Here is a 12,535-nt window from a genome sequence, read left to right on the forward strand (position 1 = left end):
ATAGCCCAGCGCCAGGCTCTACGCACGAACCCATATCTCTTGATTCACCAGTTTAATTTCGCAACCGTCTAACGGCAGACCAACGCCCGGCCGCGTATCAGCGCGCTTGGCACACACCGTTGAGGCCAACTCGGTCAGCCCATAGCCACACCAACAGTGGATACCCAGCGCTGCGGCTTTTTCGGTCAAGACTTCCGGGATCATCGCGCCGCCCAACAGCACCCCTTTTAGCGTCATCCCTTCGAGTGGCTGCGCCAACAGCCGCCATAGCTGCGTCGGCACCAATGAAGCATGGGTGCAGCCCACCAGCGCTTCCACCAGCGGAGACTTATCGCGCAACACCAGCGTGGCCCCCGCCGCCAACCAGCGCCAGACAATGCCCTGACCGGAAACGTGAAACAGCGGCAATGACAATAGCCAGCGATCTTGCCGCTGGAACCTCAACAATTGCCGTACCCCGGAGGCGCTGGCCAGATGACCCGCGTAGCTGTGTGCGGCGGCTTTGGGTGCACCGCTGGAACCGGAGGTCAGCGTTAGCGTTGCCAAGCGCTGTGGCACCCAAAGTACCGGATTGAACCAGCGCCGTTTGCTGGACGACAAGGCCAAGGAAATCATCGACGCAGGCAGGGCTGGCAACGCTTCCAGCAGTAGGTTAACAATCATGCCATCACGCACCACCTCATACAGCCCCACTTTCAGCTTGGCGAGCTTCTCGCCCGGTGACGCACTCAGCACCTGGAACAATTTATCAGGATCACCGCTGCACAGCGGAGCCTTACGGTAATCCGCCTGGAGTGGCAGGCGCTGTTCACACTCCGCCAGCGCACAACTGAGGCCAAAGGCGACCGAGGGTAACGGGCTGTCGGCGGGTGCTTTCCCCACCTGCCAGCTTTTTAGCCAAGCCAACGCGGCCTGAGTCGCTTGCGCCAGCGTTTCCTGACTGAATTCCGGCAGCGGCGCGATTTCTCCCCAGCCTTGCCGTTCACCCTGTTGCAGACGCACCAGCAAGCCATCGCGGGTTTTTAGCCGCTGATTGCGCAGTACCACCCCCGCTTCCATCGGCAGGCAATAGCGGTAAACCACCGCGTTACGATCCAACGCACGCATTATGGATTACGCTTAAATTTGCTGAAGTCCGGCGCGCGCTTTTCATTAAATGCATTGCGCCCTTCCTGACCTTCGTCGGTCATGTGGAACAACATGGTGGCGTTACCCGCTAGTTCTTGCAAACCGGCCTGACCATCGCAATCGGCGTTCAATGCCGCTTTCAGGCAGCGCAATGCCATCGGGCTGTTTTGCAGTATTTCGCGGCACCAGCGCACGGTTTCCTTTTCCAGATCGACCAAGGGGACGACGGTATTGACCAACCCCATCTCCAGCGCGGCTGCAGCATCATACTGGCGGCACAGAAACCAGATTTCACGCGCCTTTTTCTGGCCAACGATACGCGCCATATAAGATGCCCCCCAACCGCCATCAAAGGAACCGACCTTTGGCCCGGTCTGGCCAAAGATGGCGTTGTCCGCCGCGATGGTAAGATCGCACATCATGTGTAGCACGTGACCACCACCCACCGCATAGCCACCACGGGTTTTGGGCAGGTGCGGATCTGGCGCTGGAAGTCGAGCACGTTCAGATGATGCACGCCGCTGTCATCGCGATAGCCACCATAGTCGCCGCGCACTTTCTGATCGCCCCCGGAGCAAAAGGCTTTATCCCCCGCACCGGTGAGAATAAGGGTGCCAATGCTGTCGTCATAACGGGCATCGGCCAGCGCACTGATCATCTCTCGCACCGTATGCAGACGGAATGCATTGCGCACCTGCGGCCGATTGATAGTGATCTTGGCGATGCCCTCGGTGGACTTGTGATACAGGATATCGTCGAAAGCGCCAGAGCAATCCTGCCAGTCGATGGCGGCACATCCGAGTTCTTGTTGTGGATAAAGCATGATTCGGTTCCTTAACCAGGGTTAACGAGAAAATCTTGTAGCTCGGTGACAAAATCCTGCGGGTTGACCAGATGTGCGTTATGCCCAGCCCGCGGCACAATACGCAACGGCAGCCCGGCGTGGCGCGCCAGCCGTTGAAATTTGGCATCATTTTCGCCGCACAGTACCCGCAGTGGCACCGTCAGTTGCCGCAGTTGCGGCACCAGGAAAGGCTGTCGCCCCAATGAGGTGGCCTCCAGCATGTCAGCCACCGCCGAGCCGCTATTGTCGGCACGCGCAGTGATCAACGCTTGGCGGCGCACAGGACAGAGTTCAGTAAACACTGGCTGCTGATACCAGTCTGCCAGCCCCTCGGTGATCGGCTGGCGGCGAAAGCGTTCAGCCCAGGCGGCATCCTGTGCACAACGTTGGCTACGCCGTTGTTCACAGTCCAATCCCGGATTACTGCCTTCAATAATGGCTCCTTGCAAACCGTTATGTCGGCCATGACAAGCGTAATACATGGCGATACGCCCACCCAGCGAGTACCCTACCAGCCAGTAACGTTCAATGTGGTGTCGTCGCACAGTAGCGCTGATTTGCGCACTGATATCATCAAAACCGCCGCAGGTAACGGCAACGGAATCACCGTGACCAGGCAGATCGATGGCCAGTGATGGCCATTGCGCACAGCACGCGGCGATCGCCCGCCACTCATGGTGGTTGCCCAGCAAGCCGTGCAACCAAATCAGCCACGGACGCCCCGCTTCACCCGGTTGCAAAACGCATGTCGCCAGCCTCATTGCAGCGCCATGTGCTGCACCAGATAGCGTAGGCTCTCGGCTCCATCACTAGGCGGCACCTGTAGTTCAATCACCGTTGCCCCTCTGTGGCACCACCCCTGTTCAACCGCCTGCGCCAGTGGGTTCCAGTTTTCCGGCCGCGCATAGTTCAAGCGGAACATCGCCGCTGCATGGCTGAAATCCACGTCCTGCGGCATGCAGTAGAGACGCTGACGCTCTGCTTCCGGCGTCGGCAACAGCGAGAAAATTTGGCCGCCGTTGTTATTGACCACCAACAGCACCATGGACGTAGAACACTGGCGCAGCAGTGCCAAGGCATTGATATCGTACAGCGCGGAAAGATCGCCCACTAGCGCCAGCGTCGGTTTGGCGGTAGCACGCTGCACACCAGCAGCGGTGGAAATCAAACCGTCGATACCGCTGGCACCACGATTACTGAACACCGTATAGCCGATCGGCAGTTGACCCAACGCATCAACCAGACGCACCAGCAGGCTGTTGCCGAGAAATAACTGACCCTTTTCCGGCAGCAATTCTGGCAGCCGGTGCGCCAACTGTGCCTCGCCAAAGCGGTTAACCAAATGAGTTGCAGCCACAGCCAGCGCATCATCCGCCAACTGTACCAGTTCACTTGCCCAGCGCACGCTTGACTGTGCCGGGTGCAATGCCAACCACTGCGCCACGCTGGCACGAATACGCCGTCCAGGATGATGAGCCGGATCGAGACGCCCCGGTAAATCGTCGATCAGCCAGTATTCTTCAGGACGACAGCGCACCTGCCATTGCAGCAGGCGTTTGCCTGTCAAGCGGCTGCCAAATTGCAGCACCAGTTGCGCGCTTTGCAATATGCGTTGCGCCTGCTGCTGAGCCAGCCAGAGATCGGCACAGGGCAGCGGCTGGCCGGTCTGCGATAGCACATCACCGATCAACGCGGCCAACCAAGCCGCTCGGCCCATTCTGCTAACATCGCGCCCTCTTCAGCGCTCATACGTCCAGCCACTACCACCCCGCGCTTTTGTCGCCAGAAAAACCAGTCCGGCTGCTTCTGCACCCTGCGCTCATCTATTTCCCGTAGCCAGGGGAGGCTTTCTTGCCACCAGTCACCCAGCGCCGCCGACCACTCGGCATAGCGCTGTTCGTCACCACCGTACAGCGGTTCGGCAAATGGGCAGTTGATATGTAAAGCGCCCTGCTGTAGGCGTGCCATGGCACTATCAACAGCAGATGCCAGCCAACTGGCCGGAATATTCGGCGTCGGGCGGGGTAGATCGAGATCCAATGCCGGGTGGCGGGCATAGAGACCAGGCTGGCGAATGGCCTGATTTGCACCACAGTCGATTAATTCCGCTGGCCGATCAGCAGTGAGTAACACCAGCCGTTCACCACTTAAGCCAGCTTCGATCACTGCGGGGTAAAGATTCGCCGCTGCGGTGCCAGAGGTGACGATCACCGCTACCGGTTCACGCGCCGCCTTCGCCAAGCCTAGCGCCAGATGGCCTAACCCACGCTCATCAAAATGGGTATGGCAGATAAAAGATTGATTAGCCACCGTAGCCAGCGTCAGAGGGGTGGATCGCGATCCTGGCGCAATACAGACATGTCGCACCCCATGGCGGAATAGCGCTTCCAACAACAACGCCGCCCATCGGCGATTAAAAACACTTATCGACATAGTTTGCTCACTGGTCAGTTGGCAGGAAGGGTCTTGGGCACGGCCAATCAAGCGCCTATCCCTGTAGGCGTACAATGCTACAGCCCGTTAGGACACGGACAATACGCAACAACCAGCGCGTACAGGGAGTACGTGAGGAGGGTGAGCACTGCCCAGGGCCAAAATGGCAAAAAAAATAGCCTAATGGGATAGGCTCTGTACCCTAAGTCATTCGAGTTGCAGGAAGGCAGCAACGCAGCGACAAATCGGTTGGGAATCGATTTGAACAGCGCTTGCGCCGGGCCGCAGGCTGAACCTCAGGGATGAGGTTCATTCATCCCAGACGCTTACATCTGTAAGTGACTAGGGTGAGTGAGGAAAGCTCACGCACCGGCAACTTGAAGTATGACGGGTATAGCACCGCACCAACAGTCATAGGCTCAGTATTATATGGGTAGTTATATTCCCGGCTTTTGCGCCAGCGCAAAAAAGCGGTATATCTTTGTGACGTTATGTCAGTCAATCATTTAGTTGATAACAAAAAATAAATAAAAATAACACGATATTTTTACACTCCCATCGACACTGAGTGTCCCTCCTCCCCACCACATAAAAAAGTCGCCAAAGCGCTGAGAGGTATTCCCAGAAATTTCGCTGGTATGCTAGGGAAGGCGTTGATCTGATGGTTTATCGTTTTGTGCCTGATACCGGCGACCTTATCTGGATCGATCATGGCCCCGTTGCAGGCCACGAGCAGGGAGGCCACCGATCAGCAGTGGTACAACACAATCGTGGCGTGAACGATATTCTGATTGCCTGTGTTGATGGCCTGACGGAGTTCCCGGAAGCAATAAAACAGCATTGCCCCTAATATAGAAGTTCACCTGTGCATCATCCAGCCGATCCGCAACTCAATGAAATATTCAGCCTGTCGTGTTACTTCCGATATCCCGCGAACGATCCCTTAGGTAATTGACACCACGCATGCCAATGCATCGTCAGTGCAGAAAGCTGACCAAAACGAAAGGTGCTTTCTCGAATGAAAACAGCCTGCTCAAGTGACTCAATCTGGGGTTAGTGAATGTGCAGAAAAAATGGACAATGCCGATCCAGAGGTGGAATTTGACATTGTCCCAAGTGGCGATTTATTTTGAAAGTCGCCTCGATAAAGTGATGACGTGGTAATGATTTTTAACGTGACACAGAATTCTGAACGCGCTCTGCTTACATTTACACGCCACCAGGTGCCTATATTGCCTACTACTGCGATAGCTGCCGTCATTTTTTAACGTGCCACCGCGTTCTGCTGCTCCCCGCTTAAATGTGCAGTTCCTGCGATAAACACGCGATGAGTGAGTCAGTATCAAGCAAGTTGATACTGACTCACTCATGCATCTGCTTTGCTTATTATGTAGTGGTCAACTAAAACTGGCCACCGCGTTAGAGTTTTTCCAGTATCGGTTTTCCGATTCGTTTGGTGGTAACCCACCGTTATATTCATGCGGCCTGAGCGCGCTGTAATACCCAACGATATAGTCCGTTATTGCGTGGGCTGCATCGCTGAAGTTTATGTAACCCGTCACCGGTACCCATTCGTTCTTCAGACTCCTGAAGAAGCGCTCCATTGGGCTATTATCCCAGCAGTTTCCACGCCGACTCATACTCTGTCTGATCCGATACCTCCACAGTGACTGCCGGAACTGTCTGCTTGTGTAATGGCTGCCCTGATCGCTGTGGAACATCACTCCGGCTGGTTTTCCCCGGGCCTCCCACGCCATCTCCAGCGCTTTGATGGTCAGCCTGCTGTCCGGTGAGAACGACATTGCCCAGCCCACCGGTTTTCTCGCGAACAGGTCGAGAACAACGGCGAGGTAGGCCCAGCGCCTGCCTGTCCAGATATAGGTCACATCGCCACACCACACCTGATTAGGCTCTGTCACTGCGAACTGCCGCTCAAGGTGATTCGGGATAGCGATGTGTTCAAGGCCACCGCATTTATACCGATGAGTGGGCTGTTGACAACTGACCAGCCCCAGCTCTTTCATGAGCCTGCCGGCGAGCCATCGTCCCATCCTGAAGCCCTTCATGGTTGCCATAGTTGCGATACTCCTTGCGCCAGCAGAGCCATGGCTGACGCTATGCAGTTCCAGTACCTGGCTGCGTAATACAGCTCGTCTGCCATCTGGTTTTTCAGGACGGTTTTTCCAGTATTTGTAGCTGCTGCGATGAACCCCGAACACGTGGCAGAGTGTGACCACCGGATAATGCGCTCTGAGTTTCCCGATTATCGAGAACTGTTCAGGGAGTCTGACATCAAGAGCGCGGTAGCCTTTTTTAATATTTCGTTTTCCATTTCAATACGTTGTATTTTTTTCCTCAGCTCACGTATTTCAATTTGTTCAGGAGTAATGGGAGAGGCTTTAGGTATTTTTCCCTGCCGCTCATCACGCAACTGCTTCACCCATCGCGTCATTGTGGAAAGGCCGACATCCATAGCACTGGCTGCATCTGCCACGGTGTAGTTCTGGTCAACGACCAGTTGAGCGGATTCGCGTTTGAACTCTGCACTGAAATTTCTTTTTTTCATTGAAGCACCTGTAATGTCCTGAGGTGAGCATATCACCTCTGTTCAGGTGGCCAAATTCAGTGTGCCACTACACACACCCAGTTGATAATTGAGCTGGATCCCGAATCGGGCGTCTTTTTCCCCCGCCCGTCCTTGCAAATATTCAGCATTGAGGGTTAATAAGGGGAACGGGGTGTAGCTGATAGAGGCTGTTATGGCCTCAGCGTTGTGCTGGCGATGCTCTCTGTCGAGCAGGGCAACCTCATTACCGTAATATTTTTCATACGCCAATTTACCACCCAGTTGTGGCAACGCCGGTAACCATGACTGTAGGCGGATATCCCAGCCACGTGCCGGGCGCGCCTGATAGCCTTCCAGCTCGGGTAGATCCTGCCAGTTTGACAGGGGAAAATAGTGGTTTGTCCCCAATTTCAAGAAATCACGCCAATACTCTGCCCCTATGCCCAGACGGGCATGACGCCGGGAGAAGTCATAATCAAGGAACGTATTGCCACCCAACATCCAACCGTCATTAAACCACCGATAGCCCAGCCCCAGGTTTGACTGCTGACGGCTATCAGTATGGTGCAGGCTGCCCTGGGTGAAAAATAGCTTGTCCTTTTGTTCATACAAAGGGAAAAGCAGATCAAGTTGTGAGTTTTTAAGTGAGAAATTTTTATCCATATCCAGTTGCACCCTGGCGGTGCCAACATGGCTCAACCACTGTTGAAGATGCGCATTCGCCTGACCCGTTGCTAAACCTCTAGCCATGGAGGCTGCTGCATCACTATTGGGATGGTGAGCGAAAAATTCCCCCGTCTGCGTGGCCACAGTGGCGAGTGTTTGTGCCTGTGCATCATCCTGCGGTGATGATGGCTGCTGACCAGGGGCATTATCCCATTGCACTGCTGGCAAGGGTGCCAGTGGCACGTCTATTTCATCACCGGGTTGCAGATGCTCAAAGCTGCGGGCAAAGGTACGGAACTGGTTGAGTTTACGCAAAGATTCGTAGCTCATGTTGTATGTTTTAGCCACAGAAGCGGTGGTTTCTCCGCTCGATAAAGGGTGCACCCGTGTGCGCAAGGTGGCTAGATCCGCAGGCGCACGTAGAAAAGAAGAGGGGCTATCAGCATCAGCAGGCATAAGGGCGAGGGCCAATTCAGGCGAACGCTGAGGGAAAGCCAGGTTCATTGAGGCAGCCGAGAGCGTGTTGGGGAAAGTGACAATAAATAGTGTAAAGATATAGTTAGATAGTATTAACCAAGCGCAGGCTCGTTTAATAGAATAATAGTTAAGTAAGGTAAACACTTTAAATTATCTCTTCTTGTTAAAAAAACGAAGTCCTTCTCAATGATTCTGATTGTAACAAGAAATTTATGCGCATCGTATAGGCGGATTTTAGTTAGGTCAAAAATACAGTTTATTTCCATAGAATTATCTGAAATTTGACACAGCATATTGATTATATAAAATATCGACAAAAAGAACTTTATTAGTATAATACTCCATTTAATTATTTTTTTTAGTATTTCACGCTACATTTTAAAACCAAACGAAAACTATCACGACGTGAAAATTAATTATAATGCTAAGCGAGCATTATTTTCCCATGACGTTATGATGGGTATTAATAATGGCTCTAGCGTGATATTTTTTATATTAGTTAATTAAGTAAAAAGATGCTGTATATAATTCCGCGTCACTGCTCGCGTTGATTACACCAAATACGGCGAATACGTTTACCTTTACAAAAAAACCTCTGAAAGCAGAAAATATAAGCGCTCCATGCAATATCACCAGGCTCTTACACATTAAAGATGTCCGGTCAGCATCCACTGGCCGTTGCTTGCCTTGTAATACCATTGGAACAGGGAGCCATCGCTACCCGCGCCCTGGCTATCAAAATCATAGGTAACCGTTAGCGTGCTACCTATAAGCACGTAGCCTGTCAGTGAGGGGGGCACACTAAACGCTTTTTTGCTGCACTATTTTTTTTCGTGTTTCACACTGGCTTTTTAAAGCTGTAAAAAATCATTACGAAATAAGAATAATGGGGGTGTTAAAGCCGGTGTTATTTTTCCATGAAGTTATCTAGGGGATCAGTAATACCAGACACGTCAATAGCCTGTGAATGTAACAACTGAAAATTGAGGTAATCAAGTAATGAGTCAGCGTAAGCAACCCAAACCAGGTGCGTCCATACAGGCACAACGGCGGGTTATCGCCCTGCAGGTATGAAAATCAATGGAAGGAGGCGACAAAGGTGTCCTGATTTTATGATCCACTACGCATCGGTGACATTAGCGGGGAATGTCTTACGACATTCCCCGCTAGATCCTTAGACAAACAGCGCTGGAAGCTGTTCTCAGCCACCTCACCGATACCTACTAAACAGGGTATTGACCTATTCGCGCTGATTTTATGGGGGCCTGAGCGCCAAAGCTGACCTTTGCTGCCAGAAAGCTTATCAGAACAACGGTTGTGCCATTTGCACCAAAGTAATCAGCGGCTGCGGATAAACGCCTAGCCCCAGCACCAGCACAGCGGAGATCAGCACCACCACACCACCGGCGGTCAACGCCCAGTTGTTAGGGGTGTCGCGGCGCAATGCTTCCGGTGCGCTGAGGTACAGGCTGACAGTGACGCGCAGATAGTAGTACAGGCCAATCGCACTGCCCACCACCACCGCGCCAGCTAACCACCACAGGCGTGCGCTGACACCCACCGCAATCACGAAAAACTTACCAATAAAGCCCAAAGTCATTGGGATACCGGCCAGCGACAACATCATCACCGTCATCACCGCAGACAGGATGGGCTTATGCCAGAACAGGCCGCGGTAGGAGAACAGCGAGTCGGCATCCGGGCCACGATACGGGCTGGACATCAGGCTGACCACGCCGAATGCCCCTAGGCTACTGAATAGGTAACCCACAAGGTAAACCCCGGCAGTTTCCAACGACATCTCATGGCTATGTACCGCAATCAATGCCACCAGTAGATAGCCCAGATGCGCGATCGACGAATACCCCAGCAGACGCTTGATGTTGGTCTGACTGATGGCCATCAGGTTGCCGAACAAAATTGAACCGCAGGCGATGATCGACAACACCAGACGCAGTGCCTCACTATCAGCAGCAGGCGCATACAGGAACAGACGCATTACTACCGCGAAGATGGCAATTTTGCTGGCGGTGGCCAGGAAGGTTGCAACCGGTGCTGGTGCCCCCTGATACACATCTGGCGTCCACAACTGGAAAGGCACCAACGACAGTTTGAAACCCAGACCGACGATCATCATGCCCATGCCAGCCAAGATCAGCGGCTGGTACATCAGGTTTTCTTGCAGGCTTTTACCCAAGCCAGCCAGCGACAAATCGCCGGATTCGGCATACAGCAGCGCCATACCGAATAGCAGGAATGACGATGCGGCAGCGGACAGCAGCATGTATTTGATAGCCGCTTCCAATGGATGCTTCTGGCGGTAGGCATAGCCCACCAAGCCAAACAGCGGCAGCGAGATCAATTCAATGCCGAGGAACAAGGACGCCAAATGGTTCGCGCTCGCCAGTAAAATGCCGCCCATACTGGCGATCAACACCAGCAGGTAGAACTCTTCGCGGTTGTCCGGGTAACCGGCCAGCCACGGATAGGCGAAGGTGCAGGTTGCCAGACTGGCCAGCAGTACCAGCCCGGTATAGAACATTGCGTAGCCATCGACCCGTAGCAGCGGGGTAACGTCCATTGGGCCAGCCTGGCCGACAAAATACAGCGAGAGCAGCGCCAGGTTGAGGCCGATCACCGTCAGAGTGGCGTTGATAAAGTGGTCGCGCCGCCACGCAATGCCTAGCATCACAACCACCACCGTCAATCCGACGATCAACAGCGGTAACAGTGCGATCAGTTGTTGAGGAGTTATTGTCATGGCGAATTACGGCCTTGTGGTTGAAATTGCTGAAACTGACGAAGCAAACCAATGTTGCACGTTGCTCATGGCAACCGCAGAGGTATCAAGGATCGGCTGCGGGTAAACCCCCAGTAGAACCAGCAATACCACTAACAGCAGAATAGTGAACAGTTCGCGCGCGGTCATGCCCGGCAAGGGTTGGTCAGATTTCGGTGTGCCGTAGTAAGCACGCTGTATCATGATCAACGAGTAAACGGAGGCAAACACCAAGCCGAAGGTCGAGATCACGGTGATCACTGGCACCACCTGGAAGCTGCCGAACAGGATCATGAACTCGCCGACGAAGTTACCGGTGCCTGGCATCCCCAGTGTGGCCACCGCGAAGAACAGCGACAGCGCAGGGATGTATTTGATACGCCCCCACAGGCCGCCCATCTGACGCATGTCACGGGTGTGCAGACGTTCGTACAGTTGACCACAGATGATGAACATGCCAGCCGCAGACAGACCGTGGGCGATCATCTGGATCACCGCTCCCTGATAAGCCAACTGGCTACCGGTGTAAATGGCGATCAGCACGAACCCCATGTGGGAAACCGAGGTGTAGGCGATCAGACGCTTGATGTCGGTCTGTACGAACGCCATCCAAGCACCGTAGAAGATGCCAAACACCCCTAGCCACATGGCGATTGGCGCAAACGCATGTGAGGCTTCCGGGAACAGCGGCAGGCTGAAACGCAGCAGGCCATAGGCCGCCGTTTTCAGCAAGATCCCCGCCAGATCAACGGAGCCAGCAGTCGGTGCCTGGCTGTGTGCATCCGGCAACCAGCCGTGCAGCGGCACCACCGGCATTTTTACCGCGAAGGCGATGAAGAAGCCCAACATCAACAGGTATTGCACGTTATGCGACATCGGGGTGTGCAGCAGGTTTTCGTAATCGAAAGTCCATACACCGGTGGCGTTGCAGTGCACAAATACCAGGCCCAAAATGGCAATCAGCATCACCATCCCACTGGCTTGGGTGTAGATGAAGAACTTGGTAGCCGCAGTGATGCGAGTTTTCCCATCCGATGCCTTGTGCCCCCACAGGGCGATCAAAAAGTACATCGGCACCAACATCATTTCCCAGAAGAAGAAGAACAGGAACATGTCGATGGCCAGAAACACGCCGATCACGCCGCCCAGTATCCACAGCAGGTTCAGGTGAAAGAAACCCTGATATTTCTGGATTTCACGCCAGGAGCAGAGGATCGCCAACACGCCAAGCAGGCCAGTCAGCACCACCATCAACAACGATAGGCCGTCCAGCGCCAGGTGGATGGAAATGCCAAAGCGTGGGATCCACGGCAGCAGGAACTCGCTTTGCCACTGCGGAATGCCTTGTGGCATGGTCAGTGTGTAGCCCCCCTGTAACCACAGTTGCAGAGAAAGCACCAACGTCAGCCCCATTGTGATCAACGCTATCCAGCGCGGTACCTTAGTACCAAAGCGCTCCAACTGCCAGCACAGCAGACCGCCGATAAAGGGGATAAGAATTAGCCAAGGTAATAGCATGGCGTTTTGTGTCCCTTGATTCTACCCTTCGTCTTTCAAGCTGGTGCGTTGTTGGCTACCTATGCTCACCCCAGGAGCTTACTTCAGTAAGTTCCTGGGGGCCACGTACTTGCCGCCTAGCCCC

The 12,535-nt window shown here is 53.9% G+C and carries 6 protein-coding genes and 4 pseudogenes; 2 read left to right on the forward strand and 8 right to left on the reverse strand.

Features of this window, described 5'->3' with window-relative positions:
- Window positions 1–18: 18 nt before the first annotated feature.
- From menC to menD, 4 genes and pseudogenes are all read right to left on the reverse strand, one after another.
- A complete protein-coding gene (gene menC, locus SYMBAF_RS17660; RefSeq protein ID WP_082026979.1) occupies window positions 19–1,107 on the reverse strand; it encodes an o-succinylbenzoate synthase in 1,089 nt (362 codons plus the stop codon).
- Window positions 1,107–1,951 (reverse strand): annotated as a pseudogene (gene menB, locus SYMBAF_RS07615) (1,4-dihydroxy-2-naphthoyl-CoA synthase). The gene menC and the pseudogene menB overlap by 1 nt, the downstream one beginning before the upstream one ends.
- 11 nt (window positions 1,952–1,962) lie before the next feature.
- A complete protein-coding gene (gene menH, locus SYMBAF_RS07620; RefSeq protein WP_040265623.1) occupies window positions 1,963–2,733 on the reverse strand; it encodes a 2-succinyl-6-hydroxy-2,4-cyclohexadiene-1-carboxylate synthase in 771 nt (256 codons plus the stop codon).
- Window positions 2,730–4,405: pseudogene (gene menD / locus SYMBAF_RS07625) on the reverse strand (2-succinyl-5-enolpyruvyl-6-hydroxy-3-cyclohexene-1-carboxylic-acid synthase). Before menD ends, menH begins: the two are co-directional and overlap by 4 nt.
- Window positions 4,406–5,066: 661 nt before the next feature.
- On the opposite strand from menD, the pseudogene SYMBAF_RS07630 reads away from it, so the two are divergent.
- Window positions 5,067–5,165 (forward strand): annotated as a pseudogene (locus SYMBAF_RS07630) (toxin MazF); the annotation flags it as partial.
- Between the two features lie 3 nt (window positions 5,166–5,168).
- Window positions 5,169–5,569, forward strand: a pseudogene (locus tag SYMBAF_RS07635) (transposase); the annotation flags it as partial.
- 233 nt (window positions 5,570–5,802) lie between these two features.
- On the opposite strand, the gene SYMBAF_RS07640 reads toward SYMBAF_RS07635, so the two are convergent.
- The 4 genes from SYMBAF_RS07640 to nuoM all read right to left on the reverse strand — a co-directional run bounded on the left by SYMBAF_RS07640 (window position 5,803) and on the right by nuoM (window position 12,411).
- Window positions 5,803–6,971 (reverse strand): IS3 family transposase gene (locus SYMBAF_RS07640; protein ID WP_152609001.1). Its coding sequence is split into 2 segments (ribosomal slippage): window positions 5,803–6,722 and window positions 6,722–6,971, totalling 1,170 coding nucleotides; the frame shifts between segments, so codons are not numbered across the junction.
- A gap of 42 nt (window positions 6,972–7,013) precedes the next feature.
- On the reverse strand, window positions 7,014–7,967 hold the full coding sequence (locus SYMBAF_RS07645) for an inverse autotransporter beta domain-containing protein (RefSeq protein WP_152609140.1): 954 nt from the start codon (window positions 7,965–7,967) through the stop codon (window positions 7,014–7,016).
- A 1,450-nt stretch (window positions 7,968–9,417) separates the two neighbouring features.
- On the reverse strand, window positions 9,418–10,875 hold the full coding sequence (gene nuoN, locus SYMBAF_RS07650; RefSeq protein WP_040265622.1) for an NADH-quinone oxidoreductase subunit NuoN: 1,458 nt from the start codon (window positions 10,873–10,875) through the stop codon (window positions 9,418–9,420).
- A 6-nt stretch (window positions 10,876–10,881) separates the two neighbouring features.
- Window positions 10,882–12,411, reverse strand: a complete 1,530-nt coding sequence (gene nuoM / locus SYMBAF_RS07655; RefSeq protein ID WP_040265621.1) for an NADH-quinone oxidoreductase subunit M — start codon at window positions 12,409–12,411, stop codon at window positions 10,882–10,884.
- Between the last annotated feature and the right edge of the window lie 124 nt (window positions 12,412–12,535).

Origin of the sequence: Serratia symbiotica, assembly GCF_000821185.2 — a bacterium.
Lineage (GTDB): Bacteria > Pseudomonadota > Gammaproteobacteria > Enterobacterales > Enterobacteriaceae > Serratia > Serratia symbiotica.